Below are 26,860 nucleotides of genomic sequence, written 5' to 3'. Positions count from 1 at the left end.
CCCATGACTGCCGTGCCGCTGAAACGCGCCCTCATTTCCGTCTCGGACAAGGGGGGGCTGATCGACCTGGGGCAGGCGCTGGCCGCGCGTGGCGTGGAACTGCTGTCGACCGGCGGGTCGGCCAGGGCGCTGCGCGACGCGGGTCTGACGGTCAAGGACGTGGCCGAGGTCACAGGCTTTCCCGAGATGATGGACGGCCGCGTCAAGACGCTGCACCCGAAGGTCCATGGCGGGCTTCTGGCGCTCCGCGACAACCCCGACCACGCGGCGGCCATGGACGAGCATGGCATCGGCGGGATCGACCTGCTGGTGGTGAACCTCTACCCGTTCGAGGCCACCGTGGCCTCCGGCGCGGACGAGGCGACCTGCATCGAGAACATCGACATCGGCGGCCCTGCCATGATCCGCGCGGGCGCCAAGAACCAGGCCTTCACCTGCGTCGTCACCGACCCCGAGGACTACGCCGCGCTGCTCGCAGAACTCGACGCCAACGACGGCGCGACGACCCTGCCCTTCCGGCAGCGTCAGTCGGCCATCGCCTACGGGCGCACCGCCGCCTACGATGCCGCCGTCGCCACCTGGATGGCCCGCTTCGAGGAGACGCCGCGCCGCATCGCCGCCGCCGCAACCCTGACCCAGACGCTTCGCTACGGCGAGAACCCGCACCAGACCGCCGCCTTCTATACCGACGGCAGCGCGCGCCCCGGCGTCGCCACCGCGACGCAGCATCAGGGCAAGGACCTGAGCTACAACAACATCAACGACACCGATGCTGCCGTCGAACTGGTGGCCGAATTCACCGACCGACCCGCCGTCGCGATCATCAAGCACGCCAACCCCTGCGGCGTGGCGACCGGCGACACCCTCGCCCAGGCTTACCAGCGTGCCTTCGACTGCGACCGGACCTCGGCCTTCGGCGGCATCGTCGCCCTGAACGGCACATTGGACGCGGAGACGGCGGAACTCATGGCCGGCATCTTCACCGAGGTCGTCATCGCCCCCGACGCCACCGAGGAGGCAAGGGCCGTCTTCGCCGCCAAGAAGAACCTGCGCCTGTTGACCACCGGCACCCTGCCCGACCCGAAGGCCCCGAACCGCGCCATGAAGCAGGTCGCGGGGGGATGGCTCGTGCAGGACAAGGACGCGGGCCATATCGCGCCCGCCGACCTGAAGGTCGTCACCAAGCTGGCCCCGACCGAGGCCCAGATGCGCGACCTCATGTTCGCCTGGACCGTCGCCAAGCACGTGAAATCCAACGCCATCATCTACGCCAAGGACGGCGCGACCGTCGGCGTGGGGGCGGGCCAGATGAGCCGCCTCGACAGCTCCCGCATCGCGGCGCGCAAGGCGCTCGACGTGGCCGAAGTGCTGGGCCTGTCCGAGAGCGCCGCCGTGGGTTCCGTCGTGGCCTCCGACGCCTTCTTCCCCTTCGCCGACGGTCTGCTTGCCGCCGCCGAGGCGGGCGCGACCGCGGTGATCCAGCCCGGCGGCTCAATGCGCGACGACGAGGTGATCGCCGCCGCCGACGACGCCGGGCTCGCCATGGTCTTCACCGGTATGCGGCACTTCCGTCACTGATGCGCGCGCTCTGGATCTCCGCCCTCGCCGCCTTCGGCATCGACCAGCTCTCGAAGGTTCTGGTCGTGCATCTCCTCGACCTGCAGACCCGGCTCGTGATGGAGGTGCTGCCGCCCTTCCTCGTCTTCCGCATGGGCTGGAACGAGGGCATCAACTTCGGCCTCCTCTCGGGGGCCGGCGCACGCTGGCTTCTGGTGGCGATCGCGGTGGCCGTCTCGGCCCTCCTGATCCGCTGGGCGCGCAGCTTCACGCGACCGCTCGGGTTCATCTCGGCGGGTCTCATCGTCGGCGGCGCGCTCGCCAATGCGCTCGACCGGGTGATCTACGGCGCGGTGGCGGACTTTCTCAACATGTCCTGCTGCGGCATCCAGAACCCCTATGCCTTCAACCTGGCCGACGTCTTCATCTTCGCCGGTGCGGCGGGGCTGATCTTCTTCGGAGAGGATGGCAGGGCCAAGGCGTCGAAGACCCCGTGACGCCGGGCCGGGCATGGGCTAGGAACGGGCAAAGGCAGGAAAGGGAGCCTTCGCAATGATCGGACGGCTTATCGGGATGGGGGTGCTGGTGGCGATGCTGGCCGCCTGCGCGCGCGACAACCCGCAGCTCTTCAACATCCGCAAGACCGACCGGACGCCGGACGAGTTCTCGATCCTGCCGACGCGCCCGCTCGAGACGCCGCCGGACCTCGCGGCCCTTCCCGCGCCCACGCCCGGCGGCGCGAACCGTGTGGACCGACAGCCCGAGGCCGAGGCCGTCGCGGCGCTCGGCGGCAACGCCTCCCGCGGCAGCAATGCCGACGGCCGCCTGCTGGCGAGCGTTCAGCGCTACGGAGTGAACGGCAACATCCGCGGTCAGCTTGCCGCCGAGGATCTGGCGTTCCGTCGCGCCAACGACGCCCGCCTGCTCGAACGTGTGTTCAGCGTCTCGACCTACTTCAAGGCCTACCGCAGCCAGTCGCTCGACCAATATGCCGAGCTCTACCGCCTGCGCCGCATCGGCGTCCGCACGGTGGCCGCGCCGCCCGACCCGGCGACGCAATGAGCGCCCGGCGGCGGATCCGCTCGGGCTACGCATCGGAAGACGACTACGGCTACAGCCGCGCCGTTCAGGCGGGGCCGCATGTCTGGGTCTCGGGCACGATGGCGCGGGGCGACGATCTGTCGCGCGACACGGAGGGGCAATTCCGCGCGGCCCTCGCGCTTGTCGAGACCGCGCTCACGGAGGCGGGCACGGGCTTCGACGCCGTGGTGCGCTCCACCGTCTACCTGACCGATCTCGACGACGCCGACGCCATCACGCCCCTGCACCGCGCCGCCTTTGCCACTGCCCTGCCGGCCAGCACCATCGTCGAGGTCGCGCGCCTGTCGCCCGCGACGGCCCGGGTCGAAATCGAGGTGACCGCCTACACCGGCTGACCGCGACCGGCCGCCACCCGCTCACACCAGCGTCAGGTGCCTTTGAATTGCGCGGTGCACCGCATAGGTCCATCCCCAAACGAGGACTTCCGGAGGAGACGCCCTTGCCCATTCGCACTCTCGTCGCCGGCCTGATGCTGCCGCTTATGCTGGCCCAGCCGACGCTCGCGCAGGTCACCGACGACACCGTGACGACCTTCACCCTCGACAACGGCATGGAGGCCATCGTGATCGAGGATCACCGCGCCCCCGTCGTCGTGCATATGGTCTGGTACGACGTCGGGGCCGCCGACGAGCCGCCAGGCAAGTCGGGCATCGCGCATTTTCTCGAGCACCTGATGTTCAAGGGCACCGACACGCTGGAGCCGGGGGAGTTCAGCCGCACGGTCTCGGCGCAAGGCGGCTCGGACAACGCCTTCACCTCCTACGACTACACCGGCTACTTCCAGCGCGTCGCCGCCGACCGGCTGGAGCTGATGATGCGGATGGAGGCGGACCGGATGCGCAACCTCGTGCTCGACGACGAGGACATGCTGACCGAACGCGACGTCGTCCTGGAAGAGCGCGCGCAGCGGACGGAGTCGAACCCCGGCGCGATCTTCGGTGAGATGCGGAGCGCCGCGCAGTACCTCAACCATCCCTACCGCATCCCGATCATCGGCTGGAGGCACGAGGTCTCGGAGCTGACGCTCGAGGATGCGCTTGCCTTCTACCGTCGCTTCTATGCACCGAACAACGCCACGCTGATCGTCGCCGGCGACGTCGAGCCCGAGGAGGTCCGCGCGCTTGCCGAGACGCACTACGGCCCGATCGAGCCGACCCCGGGGCTCGGGCCCCGCGTGCGTCCTTCGGAGCCGCCGCAGGTCTCGCCCCGGCGGTTGACCTACGAAGATGCGCGCGTCTCGAACCCCTATGTCGTCCGCAGCTACCTCGCGCCCGAACGCGACACGGGCAATCAGGAGGAGGCCGCGGCGCTCACCCTTCTGGCCGAGATCATGGGCGGCTCGCCGGCCACCTCGGTCATGGGCCGGATCCTCGAGCAGGAGGAGGGCGTCGCGCTCTACACACAGGCCTCCTACAGCGGCACGTCCTACGACGACACGACCTTCAGCCTCGCCGTCCTGCCGACGCCGGACCGCACGCTGGAACAGGCCGAAGCCGATCTCGATCGCATGATCGACACCATCCTGGAAGAGGGGATCGACCCCGCGCAGCTCGAGCGGATGCGCACCCAGATCCGCGCCGCCTCGATCTACGAACGCGACAGCCTGCAAGGCCGCGCGCGCGAATTCGGCACGGCGATCACCAGCGGCCTGACGGTGCAGGACGTGCTCGACTGGCCCGAGATCCTGGCCGCCGTGACGGAGGAGGACATCCTCGCCGCCGCGCGCCGCGTCTTCCGGCCCGAGCGGTCGGTGACGGGATACCTCAGGAAACCGGAACCGGCGGCACCCCCGACCGCGGCGCGGATCGAGCCCGTGTCGCAGGCCCCCGGTACCGCAACGTTACCGGAGGCGCCGGAGACCCCAGCCGCGCCCGCGGACCCGGAGGCACCTGCGACCGAGGTGCCCGCCCCGCAGATCACCCAGCCGGAGGAGACCGACCAATGATCGCCCGTCTGACCACCGCGCTCGCCGCGGCGATCCTGCTGCCCCTGCCCGCCGTGGCGGAGGTCGAGATCCAGGAAATCACCACGCCCGGCGGAATCACCGCCTGGCTCGTGGAGGAACATTCGATCCCCTTCACCTCGATCGAGGTGCAGTTCGAGGGCGGGGCCAACGAGGAACCGCTCGAGGCGCGGGGCGCGACCTACCTGATGATGGGCCTCCTCGAGGAAGGAGCCGGCGACATGGACGCCCGGGCCTTTTCCGAACGGCGCGAGGCCCTGGCCGCCCGAACCGATTTCGACGCGAACAACGACAGCGTGACGATCGGCCTGAGCTTCCTGACCGAGAACCGGGAGGAAAGCGTCGACCTCATGCGTGCGGCCCTCGTCGATCCCAGCTTCGACCCCGAGGCGGTGGAGCGCGTCCGCGAGCAGGTGCTCGCCGGCCTCGCCGCCGACGCCCGCGACCCGCAGGAGATCGCCGGGGAGACATTCGCCGCGCTGAGCTTCCCCGAGCATCCCTACGGCAGCAGGATCGAGGGCACGCCCGAGACCGTCGCCGCGCTCAACATCGACGACCTGCGCACCGCGCACACCCGCGCGCTCACCCGCGACCGCGCGCGCGTCGGCGTGACCGGCGACATCACCGCCGAAGAGCTTGCCCCCCTGCTCGACCGTCTTCTGGGCGACCTGCCCGAAAGCGATCCGGTCGATATCCCCGAGGTCGAGACGGCGCTCGACGGCGGCATCACGGTCGTCGACTTTCCGTCGCCGCAGTCGGTCGTGCTCTTCGGCCACTCCGGCATCGCCTTCGACGACCCCGATTATTTCGCGGCCTTCATCCTGAACCACATCATCGGCGGCCGCGGCTTCGACAGCCGCCTCATGACGGAAGTGCGCGAGAAGCGGGGCCTGACCTACGGCATCGGCACCTTCCTGTCGCCCCGCGACAAGTCGGAAGAGATGCTGGGCCAATTCTCCTCCTCGAACGACAAGGCGGCCGAGGCGATCGAGATCGTCCGCGCCGAATGGGCGCACATCGCCGAGGAGGGTGTGACGCCGGAGGAACTGGACGCCGCGAAGACCTATCTGACCGGGGCCTACCCGCTCCGGTTCGACGGGAATTCGCGGATTGCCGGCATTCTGACGGGGATGCAGAGCCTCGACCTGCCGATCGACTACATCCCGAACCGCAACGACCGGATCGAGGCCGTGACGCTCGACGACGTAAAGCGCGTCGCCGCCGAACTCCTGCGGCCGGAAGACCTCCATTTCGTCGTCGTCGGGCAGCCGGACGGCCTCCGGTCGGGCAGCTTCTGACCTTTCCGAATCCCGCGCGTCCATGCTACCCCTTGGGGAATGGGCGCGTATGAACACAAGATGATCCTCCCCCGCATCCGTCAGCTGGACGAAGGCGCGGTGAACCGCATCGCTGCGGGCGAGGTGGTGGAACGCCCCGCCTCTGCCGTGAAGGAGCTGGTGGAGAACGCCCTCGATGCCGGCGCGAGCCGCATCCGCATCGACATCGCCGATGGCGGACGCACGCTGATCCGCGTCACCGACGACGGCCACGGCATCGCCGATGCGGACCTACCGCTCGCCCTGAGCCGCCACGCGACCTCCAAGATCGACGGCAGCGACCTTCTCAACATCCATTCCTTCGGCTTCCGCGGTGAGGCGTTACCCTCGCTCGGCGCGGTCGGTCGGCTCACGATCACCTCGCGCGCCGCGGGCAGCGACGGCGCGGCGACGATCCACGTCTCGGGCGGGCGCATGGACCCGGTGAAGCCCGCCGCCCTGCGCGCCGGCACGGTGGTGGAACTGCGCGATCTCTTCCATGCGACGCCTGCGCGGCTGAAGTTCCTGAAGTCGGAACGCTCCGAGACCATGGCCGTCACCGATACGATCAAGCGCCTCGCCATAGCGGAACCGGGCGTGGCCTTCGCGCTCCACGACCTGAGCGAGGGCGGCGACCGCGCCCTCTTTCGCGTCGATGCCGCCGCCTCGTCGGGCGACCGCCTCGCCACCGTTCTCGGCCGCGACTTCGGTGCGAACGCTCTCTCCATCGACGCGGAGCGCGACGGCTTCCGCCTGACCGGCCACGCAGGCCTGCCGACCTATTCGCGCGGCAACGCGGTGCATCAATACCTCTTCGTAAACGGCCGCGCCGTCCGCGACCGGATGCTGACCGGGGCGCTGCGCGGGGCCTACATGGACGTGCTCTCGAAGGATCGGTACCCCGTCGCCGCGCTCTTCCTGACCTGCGACCCGGTGCTGGTCGACTGCAACGTCCATCCCGCCAAGACCGAGGTGCGCTTCCGCGACGCGGGCATCGTGCGCGGCCTGATCGTGAGCGGATTGCGCCATGCCCTGGCCGAGGCGGGGCACCGCGCCGCCACCACCGTCTCCGACGCGACGCTCGGGGCCATGACGCCCGAGCGGCCCGCTGCCCCGCGCCACCAGATGGACCGGCCCTCCCTCGGGGCACGCGGCGCGGCCTATACCGCGCAGGCCCCCGCGCCCGAGATGCCCGGCTTCGCCGAACCCTCCGCCCGCGTCGAGGAGATCGTCAGGACCGAAGAGAGCCCTGCCGAGGCCCTTCCCCTCGGGGCCGCCCGCGCGCAGATGCACGAGAACTGGATCCTCGCGCAGACGGCGACGGGCATGGTGATCGTGGACGCCCACGCCGCGCACGAACGGCTGGTCTACGAGCGCCTGAAGGCGCAGATGCGCGACCACGGCATCCGGGCGCAGGCGCTCCTGATCCCCGAGGTGGTCGAGGTCGGGGCCATGGCCGATCGCCTGCTGTCACTCGACCTCGCGCCGCTCGGCCTCACGCTCGAGCCCTTCGGGCCGGGCACCATCGCCGTGCGCGAGACGCCGGCGATCCTCGGTCAGTGTTCGGCCAAGGCCCTCGTGCAGGACCTCATCGAGGAGCTGGAGGAGGACGACCACGCCGATCCGCTGTCGTTGCAATCGAAGATCGACGCGATCCTGTCGCGCATGGCCTGCCACGGGTCCGTCCGCACGGGCCGGCGCATGTCCGCGCCCGAGATGAACGCGCTCCTGCGAGAGATGGAGGCGACGCCCCACTCCGGGCAGTGCAACCATGGCCGCCCCACCTACGTCGAGTTGAAACTCGCCGACATCGAGCGGCTCTTCGGGCGCACATGACGCTCGACCTGTCCGATCCGCTGACCCTGGGCGGCCTCATCGGCGGCGCGGGCATCGTGCTGCTGCTTGGCCTGATCCTGGTGATGCTCACGCGCCTGCGCGACCTGACGCACACGCAGGCGCATCTCGCGGGCGGCCTCTCGGCCCTGACGGAGGCGCAACGCCGGACCGAGGCGCAGATGGGCGCGAGCCTGTCGGACAGCGCCACGCGCACCGCCGAGACCCTCGGCGCGCTTCAGCACCGCCTGCAGGTCATCGACGCCGCGCAACAGAAGATCGAGGCGCTCTCGGGCGACGTGCTGGGGCTGCAGGACATCCTGCAAAACAAGCAGACCCGCGGGGCCTTCGGCGAGATCCAACTGCACGACCTCCTGGCGAAGGCCCTGCCCCCCGACGCCTTCACCTGGCAGGCACAGCTGTCGAACGGGCGGCGCGCCGATTGCCTCGTCCACATGCCCGACCCGCCGGGACCGCTCGTCATCGACGCAAAGTTCCCGCTCGAAGCCTGGGAGGCGCTGCGCGAGGAGCCGGACGACAAGGCCCGCGTCACCGCCTTCCGCGCGAGCGTGCGCACCCACATCCGCGCCATCGCCGAGAAATACATCCTGCCGGGCGAGACCGCCGAGGGGGCCTGCCTCTTCCTGCCCTCCGAGGCCATCTACGCCGACCTGCACGCCCACCACGGGGAGATCGTGCGCGAGGGCTTCGCCGCCCGCGTCTGGATCGTTTCGCCCACGACCTGCATGGCGACGCTCAACACGCTCCGCGCCATTCTGAAGGACCACCGGATGCGCGAACAGGCGGGCGACATCCGCCGCGCGCTCGCCGCCTTGGGGCGCGACGTGGAACTGGTGGTCGAACGCGCCGCGAAGCTCGAAACCCATTTCGACCAGGCCCGCCGCGACGTCGAAGGCATCGCGACCGCCGCCGAACGCGCCGGCAAGCGCGCCGAGCGGCTCGACACCTTCGACTTCGAGGAGGAGGCGCCGAAGCCCCGCCTCGCCCCGGTCATCCGCCGTGGATAAGGGGCCGGCCCCGTGCTAGCTGCCCCGCCATGAGCCAGCTTCCGACCAAGCCGCAGATCCTGCAATGGATCGCCGACAACCCCGCCCTGACCTCCAAGCGCGATATCGCCAAGGCCTTCGGCATCAAGGGCGCGGCGCGCATCGACCTCAAGCGTCTCCTGAAGGAGTTGGAGGCCGAGGGCCACCTGACGAAGCGCAAGCGCAGCTACGACGACCCGAACCGCCTGCCGCCCGTGGCCGTGCTCAAGGTGACGGGCCCGGATGCCGACGGCGACCTCTTCCTCGCCCCCCACGACTGGCAGGGCGACGCCCCCGAGCCGCGCATCCTGCATGTCCCTGGCAAGGACGACCCGGCACTGGCCGTAGGCGACCGCGTGCTGATGCGCCTGACCGAGGTGAAGGGCGAGGATCACAGTCACGAGGGCCGCCTGATCCGTCGCCTCTCGACCGGGCCGCGCCGGGTGCTGGGCATCTTCCGCACCGGCACCGAGGGCGGCCGCGTCGTGCCGATCGAAAAGGGCGTGACGAAGGAATGGATGGTGCCCGCCGGGGCCACCGAGGGCGCGCGCGACGGCGAGCTCGTCGAGGCGGAGCAGACGGGCCCGAAGGCGCGCATGGGCCTGCCGAAGGCCCGCATCGTCACCCGGCTGGGGGATCCCGGAGCGGCCAAGTCCGTCTCGCTCATCGCAATCCACCAGCACGGCATCCGCGACGACTTTCCCGACGCCTGCATCGAGGAGGCCGAGAACGCCGCCCCGCCCACGCTCGACGGCCGGGAAGACCTGCGCCACCTGCCGCTCATCACCATCGACCCGTCGGACGCCCGCGACCACGACGATGCCTGCTACGCCGCGCCCGACGACGACCCCGCGAACCCTGGCGGCCACGTCCTCTGGGTCGCCATCGCCGATGTCGCAGCCTACGTCACGCCCGGCTCCGCCCTCGACCGGGAAGCGCGGGAGCGCGGCAACTCGACCTACTTCCCCGACCGCGTGGTGCCGATGCTGCCCGATGCGCTCTCGGGCGATCTCTGCTCCCTGCACGAAGGGGTAGAGCGCGCCTGCATCGCCGTGCGCATGGTCATCGACGCGGATGGCGCGAAGCGCGATCACAGCTTCCATCGCGGCCTGATGACGTCACCCGCCGCCCTCCACTACGAGGAAGTCCAGGCCGCCATCGACGGCAACCCGAACGCCCGGACGGAGCCTCATCTCGAAACCGTACTGAAGCCGCTCTATGCCGCCTACGGGGCGCTCAGGGCGGCCCGGGCCCGCCGCGAGCCGCTCGACCTCGACCTGCCCGAGCGCAAGATCGTCCTCGACGACGACGGCACCGTCACCTCCGTCGCCTTCCGCGATAGGCTCGACGCGCACCGGCTGATCGAGGAGTTCATGGTCCTCGCCAACGTCGCCGCCGCCGAGGAGCTTCTGCGCAGGCGCACGCCGCTCCTCTTCCGCATCCACGAGGAGCCGGGCGAGGACAAGATCGAGGCCCTGCGCGAGACGGCGAAAGCCAGCGGCTTCTCGATGCCCAAGGGCCAGGTCCTGCGCACCTCGGCCCTCAACCAGCTCTTGCGTGCCGCCGCCGACACCGAACTGTCGGAGCTAATCTCCATGTCGACCCTGCGCGCCATGACGCAGGCCTACTACGCACCGGAGAACCTCGGTCACTTCGGCCTGTCGCTGCGCGCCTATGCGCATTTCACCTCGCCGATCCGGCGCTACGCCGACCTCATCGTCCATCGCGCGCTCATCACCGCCCACGGCTGGGGCGACGACGGGCTTTCGGAGGCCGACATCGAGACGCTCGACGCGACCGCCAAGCAGATCTCGGAAGCCGAGCGCCGCTCCATGGTGGCCGAGCGCGACACCAACGACCGCTACCTCGCCGCCTTCCTGTCGGAGAAGATCGGGGCAGAGTTCGAGGGTCGCATTTCGGGTGTGCAGAGCTTTGGCGCCTTCGTGCAGCTCGACGAGACCGGGGCGGACGGGCTCATTCCGGTGCGGTCGCTCGGGGGCGAATACTTCCGCTACGACCGCGACGCGCAGCTTCTGACGGGCACCGAGACCGGCACGCGGATCGGCCTCGGACAGCGCGTGACGGTGCGACTGGCCGAGGCGGTGCCGGTGACCGGCGGTCTCGTGCTCGAGCTGCTCGGGATCGAGGGCGAGCCGCGCCGGATCACCCGCGCGACGCCGAACCGCGGCGGCCGAAAGGGCGGCAAGAAGCGCAAGCTCCGCAAGGCCCCCCGCCGACGATAAGGCACACGCCGCACCGAGAACCGTCATCCTCGGGCTTGACCCGAGGATCTCGGCCCTCTCCGAAACACGCTGGCTCCCGCCGCGGCGGCGTTCTACCTTCCGCCCATGCGCACTCTCGCCTCCCTCCTCGCCCTCGCCCTGCCCGCCACCGCGCAGGAAACGAGCCCGCTGCCGGTGCAGCGCCCCGCCGTGGCGGCCCCCGTCGATCTGCCGATGTGGCTCGAGTCCTTCCGCCCCCGCGCTCTGGCCGCAGGCATCGAGGCCGATACCTTCGACACCGCGCTGGCGAACGCAGAGATGCTGCCCGACGTGCTGCGCCGCGACGCCAACCAGAGCGAGTTCACCAAGACGATCTGGGACTACCTCGACACCGCCGTCAGCGACCTGCGCATTGCGAACGGACGCGCGGCAGTCGACCGCTACGCGGATGCGCTGGCGGAGATCGAGGCCGAACACGGGGTCGACCGACATGTCGTCGCCGCGATCTGGGGCCTCGAGAGCAGCTACGGGGCCTTTCGCGGCAACATCTCCACGCTTTCCGCGCTTGCGACGCTTGCCGCCGGCTCGCCGCGCGCGGCCTTCTTCGAGGAGCAGTTGATCGAGGCCCTGCGCCTCCTGCAGGACGGCCACACCACGCGCGCCGCCTTCCGCGGCAGCTGGGCCGGCGCATCGGGGCACACGCAGTTCATGCCGACGTCCTTTCGCGACCACGCGGTCGATTTCACCGGCGACGGCCGCCGCGATCTCTGGGGCGACGACCCCCGCGACGCGCTGGCCTCGACGGCCGCCTACTTGAAGGCCAACGGCTGGACGACCGGTCAACCCTGGGGGCTCGAGGTCACGCTGCCCGAGGGCTTCGACTACCGGCTGACCGGCGAGCGCATCGAGAAGACGCCCGCCGACTGGGCCGCGCTCGGCGTCGCGACGCCCGGCGGTGCGCCCCTGCCCGAGGGCCCCCCGGCCTCCATCCGCGTGCCGGCCGGCCACGAGGGTGCGGCCTTCCTGACCTTTCCGAATTTCCGCGTGATCGAGACCTATAACACCGCCGACGCCTACGTGATCGGCGTGGGTCATCTGGCCGACCGTCTGGCCGGCGGGCCGCCGATCCGCTCCGGCTGGCCTCGACAGGACCGCGCCCTGAGCTACGACGAGCGGATCGAGCTGCAGCTGCGCCTGCGCGACGCAGGGTTCGACCCGCTCAAGATCGACGCGAAGATCGGCCCCGACACGCTCGACGCGATCCAGCGCTGGCAGGATGCGCAAGGCCTCGTCCCCGACGGCTATATCGACCCCGACCTGCTGCGCCGCCTGCGCGAACAGACCGCCGACGCCGATCTTTGAGTGACGTCTAAGCCCGCCCTCCTACGTCGGCGGGCGTGGCGTGGCATCCTCCGCCAGTCGGGACTTCACCCGTTCGAGCAGTTCCGACGACTGCCGCGCCAGATTGCGCACCTCCTCCGCGATGACCTGAAACGAACGGCCCGAGTCGCCCCCGGCCCGCGCAGCCTCGACCGATGCGTTGATCGAGATAAGCCCGATCATCCGCCCGATGCGCCCCATTTCGCGCAGGATGCCGTCGACCATCGCCGCCTTCTCGGCCATCTGGCGCAGATCGTCCTGCCGCTGGGTCTCCTGCAGTCCAGAGAGGACATCGAGGATCGCATCGAACGCCGGCAGAACGTCGTGCCGCGCGGACCGGGCAAGCTCCAGCGCATCGCCGCGCGACGGGATCTCGTCTTCCGACATCGCAGCGAGCGTCTTGTTGAAGCCGTGGACCGTTTTTCGGTGTCCCTGGATCTCCGGCAGACCGCCGAGGAACTGGCCGATCCCGGCGCGGTCGGCCAGCGCCTCCATGTACCGGGCGCGATAGTCCAGAAACTCTGCAAAAGCAGCGGCGTGTTCGTCTTCATCCTCGCTGGTGGCCGCGATGACGGCCATCATGCCCGCCCCGAGCGCGAACCACCGGCAAGGGCCGATCGCCTCGCTGATCCTGGCGATCGGCAAGCGGCTCTGCACATCCGGGCGCGGCAGGCCGGGCCTGGCCTTGGCATCGGGTGGGGCCGGGGTCACTGGCATCTCCTCTCGGACACGCCCGAGGGCTTAGCAGTCCCGGCTTGCCAATTCCTTAACCGGCGTGGCGCGCCGGTGCCTGCAACGCCGCGAACCCGTAGTGGCGAAGCCAGCGCAGATCGCTGTCGAAGAAGGCGCGCAGATCCGGAATCCCGTATTTCAGCATGGCGATCCGGTCGATCCCCATGCCGAAGGCAAAGCCCTGCCAGACCTCCGGGTCGACCCCGCCGGCCTGCAGGACCTTCGGATGCACCATCCCGCTCCCGAGGATCTCGAGCCAATCGTCGCCTTCCCCGAGCTTCAGCGTCCCGCCCTCCCAGGAGCAGCGGATGTCGACCTCGGCCGAGGGTTCGGTGAAGGGGAAATGCGAGGCACGGAACCGCAGCTCGATCCCGTCGATCTCGAAGAAGGCGCGGCAGAACTCCTCCAGCACCCACTTGAGGTTCGCCATGGAGATGTCCCGGTCGATCGCGAGCCCCTCGACCTGATGGAACATCGGCGTATGCGTCTGGTCGTAGTCGGCGCGGTAGACACGCCCCGGACAGATAATGCGCGTCGGCGCGCCCGTCGCCTCCATCGAGCGGATCTGCACCGGGCTCGTATGGGTGCGCAGCACATGCGGCGGCCGGTTATCGCCGTCCTGCCGCGCCATGTAGAACGTGTCCATCTCGGCCCGCGCCGGGTGGTGGCCGGGAATGTTGAGCGCGTCGAAATTGTACCAGTCGGTCTCGATCTGCGGCCCCTCGGCCACCGCGAAGCCAAGATCGGCGAAGATCGCCGTGACCTCCTCGGTCACCTGACTGACGGGATGGATCGTCCCCTGCCGCCGGGCCCGCGTGGGCAGCGTCACGTCGAGCCACTCCTCGCGCAATCGCGCGTCGAGCGCCGCGTCCTCGAGCCCGGCCTTCCGCGCCGCGATGGCCGAGTTGATCTCGTCCTTCAGCGCATTGAGCGCCGGGCCGACCTGCTGGCGCTCGTCGGGGGTCATCTTCCCCAGCTCGCGCATCTTCAGCGCGACCTCGCCCTTCTTGCCGACCGCCGCCAGCCGCACGGCCTCGAGCGCGGCCTCGTCGCCCGCTTCGGCAATCCGGCCCAGGTACTTGTCGCGAAGATCGTCCATGTCAGGCCCCCTTGAGAACGGAGGCGGGATAGCCCGCACGGCCCCCGCGCGCAACCGTCACAGAAGCCCGGCAAGCCCCCAGAGCCCGAGCGCCATCATCGCGAGGTTCTCGGTCAGAGACACGAAGCCAAGCGGCACGTTGGAATCGCCCCCGACACAGGCACATTTCAGCTCCCGCCGGTCGATATAGACCGCCTTGAAGACCGACACCGCGCCCACCGTCCCGATGAAGAGCATCGCCGGGACCGCCAGCCAGGGGGCCAATCCGGCGAGCATCAGAACACCCGCCCCGGTCTCGACGTAGGGATAGACGTGGCCGTAGGGGATCCACCGTTTCGCCAAGAGGTCGTAATTCAGGAACATGGTCGCGAACCGGTCCACGTCCTGCAGCTTTTGCACACCCAGAAAGCACATGGCCGTCGCCACGAACCACGGGACGACCTGCCCCTGCAGCATAACCCCGTCGACGCGCCAGCTGATCGCCATGGCGATCAGGAAGGACACCGCGAAGATCGTCAGGACGGGCCGGTAGGTCAGCGCCTTTGGGTCACGCACCGAAAGGCCCAGATGCCGGCGCAGGTCGTCGTGCCCGCCGATCCGCTCGCCGTCGATCACGATCTGCGGCGTCGTCTTCACCCCCAACTCGGCCTTCAGCGCCTCCACCTCGGCCCGCGTGGTCAGGGGCCGATCGTCGATGGTATAGCCATGGCGCTCCAATAGCGCCTTCGCCTTCAGACCGTGCGGGCAGGTGTGCTTCTCCATCACCATCCGGTGCAAGGTCGCCGTCTTCGTCATGTCTCGTCCTTCGTCGTCGTCCCGAGCGTCTCCAGGATGGGGCAGTCCGGGCGGTCATTGCCGGCGCAGGCCGTCACCAGCCGTGCGAGGGTCGCGCGCATCGCCTGCAGGTCGGCCAGTCGCGCGTCGATCTCGGCCAGATGGCCCTCGGCGATGGCGCGCACCTCCGCGCTCGCCCGGCCCTCGTCACGCCAGAGCGCAAGAAGCGCCCGGCATTCCCCGAGGCCGAAGCCGAGCACACGCGCCCGACCGAGAAACGTCAGCTCATGCACATCCCGGTCGGAGAAGGCGCGGTAGCCGTTGCCCCCGCGACCCGGCGCGATCAGACCCACGTCCTCGTAGTAGCGGATCGTCTTCGCCGGCACGCCGGTGCGTGCCGCGACCTCTCCGATGTTCAGCGTCGGTTGCTCCATACGCCGCACATAGGGCTTCCAGTCACTGGAAGGTCAAGACCCCTGTTCGAACCGCAGCATCGCCTGCGCGAGCGCCGTGCCGATCACCGCCGACCCCCGACGGCTCGGGTGGATCAGGTCACGGTCGTAGAGCCCCGTATCGGCGGTCTCGATCACATCGCCCGCGTCGAAGAACAGAAGGCCCCGGTCGCGCGCGGCCAGCCGCGTCATCCGGGCGTTGATCGTGTCGAACGCCCCCTGGCAGGGCGAAAATCCCGTCGGCTCCGCATCGGCCCCGTCGTAGTAGCCGACGAAGCCGACCTTCGCCCCCGTCGCCCGGATCCGCGCGATCAGCGTCGGGATATCCCCGGTCAGATCCGCATCGATCAACCCCGCGAGGATCCCGGCCTCCGCCGGGGTCTTGCACTGGCCGCGCAGGTCGTTGCCGCCCCCGGTCAGGATCACCCAGTCCCAACCACCGCCCTCGAACTGCTGCGTGATGTCGAAGCCGAGCGCCCGCGCCGCGGCGCGCGGATGGGTCAGATGCGCTCCCGACTGCGCGCCGTCGACCACGGGACGGTCGAGCGTGGCAGCCACCGCCTCCGGAATCCCCGCCCGTCCGTTCCAGGCCATGACACTGTCTCCGATGGCAAGAACCGAACGCTCCCCCGGCGGAGCGGCGGGGACGCAGGCGGCAAGGATCAGCGGCAGAAGGGCGAGGATGCGCATATGTCAGGCTCCGGTCGTGGATGGTCCGGTTCTAGCCCGCTGCGGAGGTCCGTCGAACGCAGACGAAAACTTTTCACGGAAAAGTTTCGGCAAAGTCTTCGGCGAAGACTTTGCACCCAAGCTCACACGCCTTCCCCGAACCCGGCGGCAAAGCGTATCTCGCCCGTCGGCCGGACCGATCCGAAGGCCAGCCCCTGCACCGCCCATTCCGGCGTCGTGCGATGGGTCAGTCCAAGGTCGTTGCGAAAGCCGAAGCGCCCATAGAGCGCGGGGTTCCCCGTCAGCACGCAGCCGGCAGCATTCCGCGCGCGAAGCGCGTCGAGCCCCGCTTCGATCAGGTGCCGCCCGAGGCCCGCGCCCTGCCGCTCGGGCCAGACCGCGATCGGGCCGAGCGCGAACCATTCCCCCGGCACGCCGAGCGTCACCGGCGAGAACGCCACGTGACCCGCGACCGCACCCGCGTCCTCCGCGACGAGCGACAGGGTCAGGTCTCCGTCGGCGCGCAGCCGGTCGATCACCTCCTGCTCGTCCCCGTCGCTGAAGGTCATCGGCGCGAAGGCCGCCTCCGTCAGAGCACGGATCGTGTCAATATCAGCGGCAGTTTCGGGACGGATGCGCATCAAGGACTTTCGTACAAAATGCAAAAAGGGGCCCCCGAAGGAGCCCCAAAACGTTCAATTCTCGGTCACAGACCCGATCAGGCCGCGGCCTTGGCTTGGTCCACGATGGCCGCGAAGGCCTCGGGCTCGTGCACGGCGAGATCGGCGAGCACCTTCCGGTCAACCTCGATCCCGGCCTTGCCGAGCGCGTTGATGAAGCGCGAGTAGGTCATCTCGGCGTCATGCGCGCGGACGGCCGCGTTGATCCGCTGGATCCAAAGCGCGCGGAAGTTGCGCTTACGGTTCTTGCGGTCGCGGGTGGCGTATTGGTTCGCTTTGTCAACGGCCTGCGTGGCCGTCTTGAAGGTGGTGGAGCGGCGGCCGTAGTAGCCCTTCGCCTGGGTCAGGATCTTCTTGTGACGGGCGTGGGTGACCTTGCCGGACGTAACGCGGGACATGTCTGATCCTCCTTAGCGGTCGTAGGGCATGAAGCCCTTGACGATCTTCGCGTCAGGGGCGGACAGGGTCGTCAGACCGCGGGCGTCGCGGATGAACTTCTTGTGGCGCTTGATCATGCCGTGCCGCTTGCCGGCCTGACCGGCGAGGACCTTGCCGCCCGCCGTCACCTTGAAGCGCTTCTTGGCGCTCGACTTCGTCTTCATCTTGGGCATTTCCATCTCCTTGGTTCAGCGCAGGCCTCGGCATCCCAATCGCCGGACGTGCGGACGTCGAGCGCGCCACTTAGACGGGATGATCCCGACACGCAAGGGGGAGTGGTCCGTGGCACGACAGATCGTCCTCACGAAAACGCGGGTTGTCCGACCAGCGGTGGCGGGCTTGACTGTCGGTGCGGGTCCGACCTGCGACAGCCAACAGGATATATGATGAAATCGAGATTTTTGCCCTTCGCAGCACTGACACTGGCGCTTCCGGCCCTGGCCGAGACAGAGGTCGTCACGGACGAGGTGATCGCCGCGCAACGCGAAGCGCTTGCCAAGGCGACCGAGGGCGCGGGTTTCGGCCCGCAGGCGCCGCGCGATCTGTCGTCCATCGAGGGAACGAACCCGCGCCGCTTCGCCACGGCCCCGCCGGTCAGCGAGATGAACCTGTGCAACATTCATTTCCATGAAGGCGCGGAGCACAAAGGCGGCGAGTTCACCAGCTACATCGGCAACGGGGACGGGAAAGGATACGGCACCGGTTTCGCCTATTCCGGCACGCTGACCGAGGCGGAACTGGCCGATGACGGCGTGACGGTGGCAGACAGGGGGCATGGTGGACTGGAGCCCGGAGACACCATCGAAGTGCATTTCGTCCACACGACCGCGAAGGTAGAGCCCGGTCCGACCCTCGGCTCCTGTCTGAGCGATGCGACGGCCAACCCGCAATTGAGGGTCGAAACGCAAGTGATGGTGCTGGTCAACGACACGGCCGCCGCAGACTTCGGAAAGCTGGCCGAGGTTCAGGAGATCGACGGCGTCTTCCAGGCACCCAACGTGCCAAGCGATACCGGCACGCCGATCACCTATGCGGGGTCGACGACGGGGCCGAGCTACAACGAAGTCGGGTCACCCTTCCAGGTCAGCTGGTCGATCCGTCCCGAAGTCGTGAAAGTCGACATCGCCACCGTCGATGCCTGGCTATCGGACAACATCTTCGACGAAGACCATGCCCATGGCGTGCGCAACCTCGTCGAGAACCCCGCGCTCTTGTCACCGATCGGCGGCTGACGGTCGGATGACCTCGCCCGCAGGCCGACGTCACGGAGTGTTTCATGGCTCGTGAAGGTTCGGGCCGCTAGACTGGAGCGATCCACGCGATTGAAAGGGTGACCCCATGTCCGATGTTTCCAGAAGAACCTTCATCGCCGCGCTCCCTGCAGGCACCGCGGCGGCGATCGCCCCGGCTGCCCGTGCCGACGGTCACGGCGACGCCTTCCGTTACGAGGTCACCCGGACGGAAGAGGAATGGCGCGCGATGCTGACGGATGACGAGTTCAAGATCCTGCGCGAGGGCGGCACCGAAGTCCCGAAGAGCGATCCGCTCTGGGACAGCACGGAGGCCGGCATGTATGCCTGCAAGGGCTGCGACCTGCCGGTCTACGACGCGCGCTGGAAGATCGTTCTCGACATCGGCTTCCTGTTCTATCGCCACAGCGAGGAGGCGGCCGTGCTGACGTCGATCGACCGCTCGGTCTACGCCGACTTTGGCGGCGAGGCCGGCGCGATGGGGCCGGTCGTACCCGAGGGGCTCACGGAGGAGGAGTTGCGCGCGCTCGACACGCTTCTCCTGATCGAGGTGCACTGCCGCCGCTGTGCCTCGCACCTCGGCCATCTCGTCATCGCGCAGGGCAAGCTCCTGCATTGCATCAACGGCAGTGCGCTGACCTTCACGCCCGAGGCCGCCTGACCCGCCCTAAGCCCGCGGCGGATCGTACTCGATCAGATCCCAGAGGTTGCCGTAGAGATCCCGGAAGACGGCGACGGTGCCGTAGTCCATCCGCGCGGGCGGCCGTTCGAAGGTGACACCCTTGGCCCGGAGGTCGGCATAGTCGCGCGCGAAGTCATCCGTCTCGAGGAAGAGGAATACGCGCCCGCCGCCCTGCATCCCGATCGCCGCCACTTGCCCCGCGTCGCGGGCCCGGCCGAGCACCAGCCCCGCCCCCTCCGCCCCGGCCGGGCGCACGACGATCCAGCGCTTGTCTTCGGCCGGTTGCGCTATGTCCTCGACCAGTTCGAAGCCGAGCGTGCCGACATAGTATTCGATCGCCCGGTCGTAGTCGTCCACCACGAGGGTCACGAGCGCGATGCGCCGACGCGGCGTCATCGCAGGATCCGGGCGACCAGCTCGATGAAGGCCTCGGGCACGATGAGCCAGTCGAAGGCGGCGCGATCCGTCTCCCAGACCCAGAAGAATAGCGCGGCCCCGAGCAGCGCCGCGAAGAGCGCGGCGACCGACAGCCGCCGCTCGACCCAGCCGGTCACGAGCCCCAACAGGCCGAAAGCCGACACGATGGTCGCGATCGCAACCAGAAGAAGCGGATCGGCAGGCGCCGGCAGGCCGAGATCGGGCAACGCCGGGATCCCCGCCCAGGCCCCCGACAGGCCGTCGAGCGCGCCCTCGACCTCCTCCAAGTCAGTCCGCCTCTGCGCCGAAGATCAACCGCTCGTCGCAGGGCGCGATGCGCAGGATGTTGGTCGAGCCGGGCATGTTGAACGGGATCCCCGCCATCACCACGACCTGATCGTCGAGGTCGACGAAACCGGAGGCCTTGGCCGCGCGCACGGCCGAGACGACGGCAAACTTGAACCGCTCTACCTTCTGCGTCTCGACGCAATGGATCCCCCACGACAGAACCATGCGGCGTGCCGTCTCCTGCACCGGGGTGAGCGCGATGATCGGGACGCGCGGCCGCTCGCGCGAGACCTTGAGCGCGGTCGAGCCGGAATGCGAAAAGCAGCAGATCGCCTTGACGTCGGTGGTGTCGGCGATCTCGCGCGCGGCGGCGACGATGGCGTCGGCGGTGGACGACAGGTTGGCCGAGCGGCTCGCCTCGATGATGTCGCGGTAGGTGCCGTCGCTCTCGACGGCGATGGCGACGTTGTTCATCGTGCTGACGGCCTCGATCGGATAGCTGCCGGCCGCGGATTCGGCCGAGAGCATGATCGCATCGGTGCCCTCGTAGATCGCGGTGGCCACGTCGGAGACCTCGGCGCGCGTCGGCATCGGGCTGTCGATCATCGACTCGAGCATCTGCGTGGCGACGATCACCGGCTTGGCGGCGGCGCGGCATTTTCGGATCAGACGCTTCTGGATCGGCGGCACGGCCTGCACCGGGCATTCGACGCCGAGGTCGCCGCGGGCGACCATGATCCCGTCGGAGGCTTCGAGGATGCGGTCGAAGGCATCGACGGCGGCAGGCTTCTCGATCTTCGAGAGGATCGCGGCGCGGCCCTTGGCGAGTTTGCGCGCCTCCTCCACGTCCGCGGCCCGCTGCACGAAGGAGAGCGCGAGCCAATCGACGCCCAGATCGCAGACGAACTCCAGATCCTTGCGGTCCTTCTCGGAGAGCGCGGCGAGCGGCAGCACCACGTCGGGCACGTTCACGCCCTTGCGGTTGGAGATGGTACCCCCCGTCTCGACGGTGCAATCGGCATAGTCCTTGCCACATTTGTCGACCTTCAGGCGCAACTTGCCATCGTTGACGAGAAGCGTGCCGCCGGGCTCCAGGGCGTCGAAGATCTCCCGGTGGGGCAGCTGCACGCGGGTCGCGTCGCCCGGCGCGTCGTCGAGATCGAAGCGGAACTTCTGCCCCTCCTCGATCTCGGCCGAATCGCCATCGAAGACGCCGCAGCGCAGCTTCGGCCCCTGCAGGTCCGCCAGGATGCAGATCGGGCGACCGGTGTCGCGCTCGATGTCGCGGATGATGTTGTGGCGGGACCGGATGTCGTCATGATCGCCGTGGCTCATGTTCAGCCGGAAGACGTCGGCCCCGGCTTCGAACAGAGCGCGGATCGTGTCGTAGTCGCTGGAGGCCGGACCGAGGGTGGCGACGATCTTGACGTTGCGGTGGCGTCTCATGGGCGCTTTCCTTCAGGTCAATCTGTTAGCGCTCGCACGTCTGCCCTGTCGGGCCGGCAAGCGCAACAGGCCGGGGGGTTTTCCCGCAGCGTAGCGGCCGACCCGGGGCGAACCAAGCCCGGAGCCGCGATCGGCATCGAACGGTTGATCGAGCGGCAAAACGCGCACATCTCAAAGAGACCAGACGAGGAGATCGACCATGGACGACGCCACCCGCACCGAGATCGAAGCCGCCGCTTTCCGGCGCCTGCGCCAGCACCTCCTCGACGAGCGTCCCGACGCACAGAACATCGACCTGATGAACCTCGCCGGGTTTTGCCGCAACTGCCTGTCGCGCTGGTACGGCGAGGCGGCCGCCGAGCGCGGGATCGAGATGTCGAAGGAAGAGGCCCGCGAAGCCTTTTACGGGATGCCCTTCGCCGAATGGAAAGCCCGCCATCAGACCGAGGCGACGCCCGATCAGCAAGCCGCCTTCGAGAAGAGTTTCGCAGAAAACGTCGGCAAGGGCTGACACGCCGTTCACGACCCGTCACACAGGGATGATTTTGCATCGCGGCCCGGGGCTTCTATGCTCCGTCGCAACCAAGGAGTTTTCCGATGACCCGTCTCGCCCTGACCTGGACCCTGGTGCTGGCTCTGCCGCTTGCCGCCCCCGCCGCGGCGCAGGGCGTCTTCGTCCCGCCGCCGCCGGGCATCGTGGGCGACGCGCCCGAGCTGACCGGCAAGCGCGGCCGGATCGCACGGGAACTGCGCCACTACGGCTTCGACACCGATGTGCGGCGGCTCTCGAACCAGCAACTCTCGCTGATCGACGTGGCCCTGCACGAGGGCCGCTCCAACGGCGATACGCAAGCACGGATCCGATCGATCCTGCGGGGCGGGCTGCTGCAACGCATCATCGACAAGAACTGAGGTCATCCCCGAGGGGCCGCTCCGCGGGATCCGCAGATCGAGGAAAGGATAGATGATACGACTTCCCCTGCTCCTCGCCCTCGCCATCGCCCTGACTGTGGCGGTGCCCGCGGTCGCCGAACCGAACGCGCAGCTCGTCGCTTCGGTCCAGCAACGACTGAACCTGCTCGGCTTCCGCGATGTGGACGCCAGCACGCTCTCCACTCGTCAGATCGCTGCGCTTCATATGCAATTGCAGGGCCGCGCGCTCGATTTCGGGGGGTTCAATCGCCTCAACACGCGCAGCCGCGTACAGGTGATCCTCGGCTGGGACTGAGGCGAAAGACTATTCGGCGAATAGTCTTTCCAAAGTCTTCAACGAAGACTTTGCACTCGATTGTGCTCCCTCTGCTAGAGTTTCGGACAGGAGGGCACGACCATGCGGATCGTCAACTGGAACATCGAGTGGATGAACCGCTGGATCGGAGGCAACGACACCCCGGTCTGGGGCACCTTCAAGCCGGCCCGCGAGGTGAACGGCGAGATGCGCCCCGCCACCGGCACGCCGCCCGAGGCCGCGCGCGAGACGGCCGGGCGGGTCGCCCGCGTCATCGCGGCGCTCGCGCCGGACGTGCTCTGCGTCCAGGAAGGGCCCAGCAGCCCGGCGGAGATGCGACTCTTCATCGACGACATCCTGAGCCCTGCGACCGGGGCCGCGTGGGAAGCGATCAAGGGCGACGGCGGTGCGCAGTCGCTCTACGTGCTGCGTCGCGAGGGAGGACGCGCGCGGGCGATGGAGCGGGCCGACGACACGGCCACGCGCGCGCTCGAAGACATCTGGGAGGCCGACGTCAACGGCGACATGCTGCTGGAAGGCTACGACTTCACCCGTCAGCCGCTCGTCGTCGACGTCGACCCGATCGGCTCCGCGCCCGTTCGGGTCGTGGTGCTGCACGCCAAATCCAAGTACGTGCAGTTCGGCGAGAGTCTGTGGCGCAATCCGAACCGTCGGCAGGAGTTCGTGGTCCAGGCCCTCGAGGCGCGACGGCGCATCTCTGCAGAAGGCTTTCGCCTGCGCGGCTACCTGGACGCCTTGCTGCAGGACGACGGCGCGGCCCGCATCGTCGTGACGGGAGATTTCAACGACGGGCCGGGGCGCGACCTCTTCGAGCGCAGCTATCTGACGCACAACGTCGCCGACATCGTGCTCGGCTCGACCTTCTATCCCGAGCTGATCTTCCATCACCCGCTGATCGCGCGGGTCCCCGCGCCCGAACTCTTCACCGCGCGGTTCGACGACTACGTCGACGGGATCGACGACCGGCCCCTGCTCCTCGACCACTTCGCGGTGTCGCCCGCCATGCGCGAGCGCGTGGTGGACGCGGGCATCGCCCATTCGGCCTTCGAGGTGGAGGTCGAGGGCTCCGGCGCGGCGCGCGAGAAGCGGCCGAGCGATCACCGGCCGATCTGGGTTGATCTCGGGGTGCCGCTGAGTGGGTAGCGGGATCGCAGTGGTCGGTCTCGACGCGCGCGTCTCCGATGCTGGCGCGCCTGCAGCGGTAGATCGTCGGGTCAAGCCCGACGATGACGTCGGCCGGAACCGAAGCGTTCAGATGGCCGCCTTGCGCATCTCGTCGAGGTAGATCTCCCGCAGGCGGGCGACGGTGGCCCCCGGCGTGCCGGCCCCGATCGTCTGCCCGTCGATCTCCACCACCGGCATCACGAAGCTGCTCGCCGACGTGACGAAGGCCTCATCGGCGGCCAGCGCCTCCTCGACGGTGAAGGGCCGCTCCTCGACCTTCATCTGGGCCTCCCGCGCGAAGGCGAGCACGGCCTTGCGCGTAATCCCGTGCAGGATCTCCTCGCCCAGATGACGCGTCACGATGACGCCGTCCTTGACGATATAGGCGTTGTTCGACGTGCCCTCGGTCACATGCCCGTCCTCGACCATCCAGGCATCGTCGGCCCCCGCGCGCTTGGCTTCCATCTTGCCCATCGACGGGTAGAGCAGCTGCACCGTCTTGATGTCGCGCCGGCCCCAGCGGCGGTCGGGGATGGTGACGATCTTCATGCCCGTCTTTGCCATCGGGCTCTCGGCGAGGCCGGGCTTCGACTGGGTGAAAAGGACGATCGTGGGCGGCGTCTCCGACGCGGGATAGAGGAAATCGCGGTCGGCCGCGCCCCGCGTCACCTGCAGATAGATCAGCCCCTCGGTCAGGTCGTTGCGGCGGATCAGCTCCCGGTGGATCTCCAGCAGGTCGTCCATGTCGATCTCGGCCTCCATGGCAAGCTCGTCCATCGACCGCTGCAACCGCGCCGCATGCCCCGGGAAGTCCACGAGCTTGCCGTCCAGAACGCTCGTCACCTCGTAGACGCCATCGGCAAAGAGGAACCCCCGATCGAAGACGGAAATCCGGGCCTCGTCCTCGGGCAGGTAGTCGCCATTGACGTAGACTGTGCGCATGTCGCTCTCCCTCGCTCTTGCTTTCTCTTGCGAAAGGCGGCGCGAGGGGTCAAGCCTGCGCCCATGCTGACACTCCTCGAAGGCCCGCTTGCCGCCCTGCGCGACCGCCCTCTGGGCGAGGAAGTCGCGCGAGCCGCCGGGTTGCGGCCCGGCTATCGCGACCACGCCATCGACCTGTCGGATCCGCGCGGAGCCGACCCGTTGGAGGAGATCCGCGACCATGGCCTCAGGGGCGAAAACGCCTACCACAGGCCGACCGCGCCCTACCACGCGCGGATCGAGGGGAGTACGTCGGCGCTTCTGCTGCGGCGCCCGCTGATCGAGCGGCTTGCGGGCGTGAACGCGCGGCTCGCCGACTACGGGCTGGAGCTCTGGGTCTTCGACGCCTGGCGGCCCATCGCGGTCCAGAACCATTTTCACGACCGCTGGATGCCGGCGCGGCTCCGCGCGCTGCATCCGGAATGGGACGCGACCCGTATCGGGACGGAGGTGGAGCGATACTGGGCCAGGGGCGCGGACGGCCCGATCGACCCGCTCTCGCCGCCGCCCCATGCGACGGGAGCGGCCGTGGACCTGACGATCCGCGCGCGGGACGGCGCGGAGCTGTTCATGGGGACGATCTTCGACGACGTCTCGGCCGCCTCGAACACCGATGCGCTCGAGGCAGAGCCGGAAGGCCTCGCCTTCTCGCAGAGAGAGGCGCGCGCCAATCGGCGGCTGCTCTACTGGCTGATGGCGGAAGCCGGCTTCGCCAACAACCCGACGGAATGGTGGCACTTCTCGCTGGGCGACCAGATGTGGGCACGGCTGACCAGGGCGGCAGCCGCCTACTACTCGACCGCGCTGATCGGCGACGCTCAGGTCGGCGCGATATAGCCCGCCGGAATATCGCTCGCCCGCTCGTAGTCGACGGGGGCCTGCGCCCTGGCGGCAGTCGCGCGCTTGAAGTCGTAGCGCATGGTATCGCCCGTCGGCTCGCCCGCGATGATGAGCACCGTACGGATCAGACGCGGGCCGTCGTGGATCTCCACCAGGCCCCGCAGGTTCGGAGCACCGGCAAAGGCCTCGAGCGGCACCTCGAACCCCGCGTCGTCGAAGGTGACGATCGGGAACCACGTCTCGCCCATCTGAACGCGCAATCGCCCGCCCGTCGCCCGCCGGTCCCGTTTGCGCGCAAGGGCAAGACCCTCCCGCACTTCGACGGGCAGGTGGTAGAGATCGGCTTCGGAGATCTCCGACTTGGACATGGTGTGTTCCTCAACCTGGACATGCGCGCGAACGCGCCGCTTCACTCCTCGTGCCAAAGACTGGCACCGGAACGTAAAGAGTCAATGAAGGCTTTGCAAAACGCCGATAACGCGCGGACTCGCGTGTCGCTCAGGCCCTTGTTCGGGGCCTCAGCACATGCGGAACGGCCGGATCGTAGAGCGCGGAATCCTTGAAATCGCCAAGATCGCCGAGGGCCGGTCCGACGAGAATCAGGGCCGTCCGCGTGATCTTCTCGGCCCGCACCTTGCCGTGGATGTCCGAGAGCGTGCCCCTGAGGAAGGTCTCGTCCGGCCAGCCGACGCGGTAGGCCACGACAACGGGGCAATCCGATCCATAGTGTGGCGTCAGCACGCGCTCGATCTCCCGCAGGTTGCGGATGCCGAGGTGGATGGCCAGCGTCGCGCCGGTGCGGCCGAAGTTCTCCAAAGTCTCGCGCGGAGGCATGGAGGTCGATTTCATGCTCACCCGCGTGAGCACGATGGACTGCGCGATCTCGGGAACCGTCAGTTCCTGACCGAGCGCCGCGGCGGCGGCGGCATAGGCCGGCACGCCGGGGCAGATGTCGTAGGGGATGCCGTCGCGCCGCAGGAGGCGGATCTGCTCGGCGATCGCGCCATAGAGCGACGGATCGCCGGAATGGACGCGTGCCACGTCCTCGCCGCGCCCGTGGGCCGCGACGATTTCGGCGTGCGTCTCCTCCAGCGTCATCGACGCGGTGTCGCGCACCCGTGCGCCCTCGGGGGCCTCGGCGACGACCGCCTCGGGCACGAGCGACCCGGCATAGAGACAGACCGGGCATGACCGGATCAGCCGCTGCGCCTTCAGGGTCAGGAGTTCCGGGTCGCCCGGACCCGCGCCGATGAAGTGAACCGTCATGTCTCCGCTTCCCAA

At 68.7% G+C, this 26,860-nt stretch carries 31 protein-coding genes; 17 read left to right on the top strand and 14 right to left on the bottom strand.

Annotated elements, in window-relative coordinates; genetic code table 11:
• Positions 1 to 3 precede the first annotated feature (3 nt).
• From purH to HSX43_RS04660, 10 genes are all read left to right on the top strand, one after another.
• Positions 4 to 1,578, top strand: a complete 1,575-nt coding sequence (gene purH / locus HSX43_RS04705) for a bifunctional phosphoribosylaminoimidazolecarboxamide formyltransferase/IMP cyclohydrolase (RefSeq protein WP_179378946.1) — start codon at positions 4 to 6, stop codon at positions 1,576 to 1,578.
• The gene (lspA, locus tag HSX43_RS04700) at positions 1,578 to 2,054 is read left to right on the top strand and encodes a signal peptidase II (RefSeq protein ID WP_179378945.1); all 477 of its coding nucleotides are present in this window, start codon (positions 1,578 to 1,580) and stop codon (positions 2,052 to 2,054) included. Before purH ends, lspA begins: the two co-directional genes overlap by 1 nt.
• A 55-nt stretch (positions 2,055 to 2,109) precedes the next feature.
• Complete coding sequence (locus HSX43_RS04695) at positions 2,110 to 2,619, top strand: DUF3035 domain-containing protein (protein WP_179378944.1); 510 nt, start codon at positions 2,110 to 2,112, stop codon at positions 2,617 to 2,619.
• A complete protein-coding gene (locus HSX43_RS04690; protein ID WP_179378943.1) occupies positions 2,616 to 2,993 on the top strand; it encodes a Rid family hydrolase in 378 nt (125 codons plus the stop codon). Before HSX43_RS04695 ends, HSX43_RS04690 begins: the two co-directional genes overlap by 4 nt.
• A 134-nt stretch (positions 2,994 to 3,127) precedes the next feature.
• On the top strand, positions 3,128 to 4,603 hold the full coding sequence (locus HSX43_RS04685) for a M16 family metallopeptidase (RefSeq protein ID WP_179379272.1): 1,476 nt from the start codon (positions 3,128 to 3,130) through the stop codon (positions 4,601 to 4,603).
• The gene (locus HSX43_RS04680; RefSeq protein WP_179378942.1) at positions 4,600 to 5,919 is read left to right on the top strand and encodes a M16 family metallopeptidase; all 1,320 of its coding nucleotides are present in this window, start codon (positions 4,600 to 4,602) and stop codon (positions 5,917 to 5,919) included. The genes HSX43_RS04685 and HSX43_RS04680 overlap by 4 nt, the downstream gene beginning before the upstream one ends.
• 60 nt (positions 5,920 to 5,979) lie before the next feature.
• On the top strand, positions 5,980 to 7,773 hold the full coding sequence (gene mutL, locus HSX43_RS04675) for a DNA mismatch repair endonuclease MutL (protein ID WP_235962500.1): 1,794 nt from the start codon (positions 5,980 to 5,982) through the stop codon (positions 7,771 to 7,773).
• Complete coding sequence (locus HSX43_RS04670; RefSeq protein WP_179378940.1) at positions 7,770 to 8,798, top strand: DNA recombination protein RmuC; 1,029 nt, start codon at positions 7,770 to 7,772, stop codon at positions 8,796 to 8,798. The genes mutL and HSX43_RS04670 overlap by 4 nt, the downstream gene beginning before the upstream one ends.
• Before the next feature lie 29 nt (positions 8,799 to 8,827).
• Positions 8,828 to 11,059: a ribonuclease R gene (gene rnr / locus HSX43_RS04665; protein ID WP_179378939.1), complete on the top strand. Its 2,232-nt coding sequence runs from the start codon at positions 8,828 to 8,830 to the stop codon at positions 11,057 to 11,059.
• A gap of 105 nt (positions 11,060 to 11,164) precedes the next feature.
• Positions 11,165 to 12,400 (top strand): lytic murein transglycosylase, encoded by a 1,236-nt coding sequence (locus HSX43_RS04660; protein WP_179378938.1) that lies wholly within the window; start codon positions 11,165 to 11,167, stop codon positions 12,398 to 12,400.
• Between the two features lie 21 nt (positions 12,401 to 12,421).
• Here HSX43_RS04660 and HSX43_RS19900 read toward each other — a convergent pair whose 3' ends face one another.
• The 8 genes from HSX43_RS19900 to rpmI form a co-directional block, all read right to left on the bottom strand.
• Complete coding sequence (locus tag HSX43_RS19900; protein ID WP_179378937.1) at positions 12,422 to 13,129, bottom strand: methyl-accepting chemotaxis protein; 708 nt, start codon at positions 13,127 to 13,129, stop codon at positions 12,422 to 12,424.
• 55 nt (positions 13,130 to 13,184) lie between these two features.
• A complete protein-coding gene (gene pheS / locus HSX43_RS04650; protein WP_179378936.1) occupies positions 13,185 to 14,249 on the bottom strand; it encodes a phenylalanine--tRNA ligase subunit alpha in 1,065 nt (354 codons plus the stop codon).
• Positions 14,250 to 14,306: 57 nt separating this feature from the next.
• Positions 14,307 to 15,044: a MauE/DoxX family redox-associated membrane protein gene (locus HSX43_RS04645; protein WP_179378935.1), complete on the bottom strand. Its 738-nt coding sequence runs from the start codon at positions 15,042 to 15,044 to the stop codon at positions 14,307 to 14,309.
• Positions 15,041 to 15,442 carry a Cu(I)-responsive transcriptional regulator gene (gene cueR / locus HSX43_RS04640; protein WP_179379271.1) on the bottom strand — a complete coding sequence of 134 codons (402 nt, stop codon included), beginning with the start codon at positions 15,440 to 15,442 and terminating at the stop codon, positions 15,041 to 15,043. Before cueR ends, HSX43_RS04645 begins: the two co-directional genes overlap by 4 nt.
• A gap of 48 nt (positions 15,443 to 15,490) precedes the next feature.
• Positions 15,491 to 16,165 (bottom strand): SGNH/GDSL hydrolase family protein, encoded by a 675-nt coding sequence (locus tag HSX43_RS04635; RefSeq protein WP_179378934.1) that lies wholly within the window; start codon positions 16,163 to 16,165, stop codon positions 15,491 to 15,493.
• A gap of 122 nt (positions 16,166 to 16,287) precedes the next feature.
• Entirely contained in the window at positions 16,288 to 16,785 is a 498-nt protein-coding gene (locus tag HSX43_RS04630; protein ID WP_179378933.1) for a GNAT family N-acetyltransferase, read from the bottom strand.
• 77 nt (positions 16,786 to 16,862) lie between these two features.
• Positions 16,863 to 17,222 (bottom strand): 50S ribosomal protein L20, encoded by a 360-nt coding sequence (rplT, locus tag HSX43_RS04625; RefSeq protein WP_179378932.1) that lies wholly within the window; start codon positions 17,220 to 17,222, stop codon positions 16,863 to 16,865.
• A 12-nt stretch (positions 17,223 to 17,234) separates the two neighbouring features.
• Positions 17,235 to 17,435: a 50S ribosomal protein L35 gene (rpmI, locus tag HSX43_RS04620; RefSeq protein ID WP_179378931.1), complete on the bottom strand. Its 201-nt coding sequence runs from the start codon at positions 17,433 to 17,435 to the stop codon at positions 17,235 to 17,237.
• A 213-nt stretch (positions 17,436 to 17,648) separates the two neighbouring features.
• On the opposite strand from rpmI, the gene HSX43_RS04615 reads away from it, so the two are divergent.
• Together HSX43_RS04615 and HSX43_RS04610 are read left to right on the top strand one after the other, a co-directional pair.
• Positions 17,649 to 18,494, top strand: coding sequence for a delta-class carbonic anhydrase (locus HSX43_RS04615; protein ID WP_179378930.1), 846 nt, complete (start codon positions 17,649 to 17,651; stop codon positions 18,492 to 18,494).
• 106 nt (positions 18,495 to 18,600) lie between these two features.
• Positions 18,601 to 19,173: a peptide-methionine (R)-S-oxide reductase gene (locus tag HSX43_RS04610; RefSeq protein WP_179378929.1), complete on the top strand. Its 573-nt coding sequence runs from the start codon at positions 18,601 to 18,603 to the stop codon at positions 19,171 to 19,173.
• A gap of 6 nt (positions 19,174 to 19,179) precedes the next feature.
• Here HSX43_RS04610 and HSX43_RS04605 read toward each other — a convergent pair whose 3' ends face one another.
• From HSX43_RS04605 to pyk, 3 genes are read right to left on the bottom strand one after another with little or no spacing between them, the layout of a single operon-like run.
• Entirely contained in the window at positions 19,180 to 19,590 is a 411-nt protein-coding gene (locus HSX43_RS04605; protein WP_179378928.1) for a VOC family protein, read from the bottom strand.
• Positions 19,587 to 19,898 (bottom strand): hypothetical protein, encoded by a 312-nt coding sequence (locus HSX43_RS04600; protein WP_179378927.1) that lies wholly within the window; start codon positions 19,896 to 19,898, stop codon positions 19,587 to 19,589. Before HSX43_RS04600 ends, HSX43_RS04605 begins: the two co-directional genes overlap by 4 nt.
• Position 19,899: 1 nt before the next feature.
• Entirely contained in the window at positions 19,900 to 21,345 is a 1,446-nt protein-coding gene (gene pyk / locus HSX43_RS04595) for a pyruvate kinase (RefSeq protein ID WP_179378926.1), read from the bottom strand.
• Between the two features lie 199 nt (positions 21,346 to 21,544).
• On the opposite strand from pyk, the gene HSX43_RS04590 reads away from it, so the two are divergent.
• The 4 genes from HSX43_RS04590 to HSX43_RS04575 all read left to right on the top strand — a co-directional run bounded on the left by HSX43_RS04590 (position 21,545) and on the right by HSX43_RS04575 (position 23,737).
• Positions 21,545 to 21,856: a DUF1244 domain-containing protein gene (locus HSX43_RS04590; protein WP_179378925.1), complete on the top strand. Its 312-nt coding sequence runs from the start codon at positions 21,545 to 21,547 to the stop codon at positions 21,854 to 21,856.
• Positions 21,857 to 21,942: 86 nt separating this feature from the next.
• A complete protein-coding gene (locus tag HSX43_RS04585) occupies positions 21,943 to 22,257 on the top strand; it encodes a hypothetical protein (RefSeq protein ID WP_179378924.1) in 315 nt (104 codons plus the stop codon).
• 52 nt (positions 22,258 to 22,309) lie between these two features.
• Positions 22,310 to 22,573 (top strand): hypothetical protein, encoded by a 264-nt coding sequence (locus tag HSX43_RS04580; RefSeq protein ID WP_179378923.1) that lies wholly within the window; start codon positions 22,310 to 22,312, stop codon positions 22,571 to 22,573.
• 102 nt (positions 22,574 to 22,675) lie between these two features.
• Positions 22,676 to 23,737 (top strand): endonuclease/exonuclease/phosphatase family protein, encoded by a 1,062-nt coding sequence (locus HSX43_RS04575; protein ID WP_179378922.1) that lies wholly within the window; start codon positions 22,676 to 22,678, stop codon positions 23,735 to 23,737.
• Positions 23,738 to 23,845: 108 nt separating this feature from the next.
• Here HSX43_RS04575 and HSX43_RS04570 read toward each other — a convergent pair whose 3' ends face one another.
• Positions 23,846 to 24,700, bottom strand: a complete 855-nt coding sequence (locus HSX43_RS04570) for a D-amino-acid transaminase (RefSeq protein ID WP_179378921.1) — start codon at positions 24,698 to 24,700, stop codon at positions 23,846 to 23,848.
• A gap of 63 nt (positions 24,701 to 24,763) precedes the next feature.
• On the opposite strand from HSX43_RS04570, the gene HSX43_RS04565 reads away from it, so the two are divergent.
• A complete protein-coding gene (locus HSX43_RS04565; RefSeq protein WP_179378920.1) occupies positions 24,764 to 25,576 on the top strand; it encodes a M15 family metallopeptidase in 813 nt (270 codons plus the stop codon).
• On the opposite strand, the gene HSX43_RS04560 is transcribed toward HSX43_RS04565, so the two are convergent.
• Entirely contained in the window at positions 25,558 to 25,947 is a 390-nt protein-coding gene (locus tag HSX43_RS04560; RefSeq protein ID WP_179378919.1) for a hypothetical protein, read from the bottom strand. The genes HSX43_RS04565 and HSX43_RS04560 overlap by 19 nt on opposite strands.
• A gap of 130 nt (positions 25,948 to 26,077) precedes the next feature.
• Positions 26,078 to 26,845 carry a precorrin-4 C(11)-methyltransferase gene (gene cobM, locus HSX43_RS04555; RefSeq protein ID WP_179378918.1) on the bottom strand — a complete coding sequence of 256 codons (768 nt, stop codon included), beginning with the start codon at positions 26,843 to 26,845 and terminating at the stop codon, positions 26,078 to 26,080.
• Positions 26,846 to 26,860 lie beyond the last annotated feature (15 nt).

The organism is Jannaschia marina, assembly GCF_013404595.1.
GTDB lineage: Bacteria > Pseudomonadota > Alphaproteobacteria > Rhodobacterales > Rhodobacteraceae > Jannaschia > Jannaschia marina.
The sequence above is the reverse complement of the archived record's forward strand: the minus strand, read 5'-3'. Positions and strand labels throughout refer to the sequence as shown.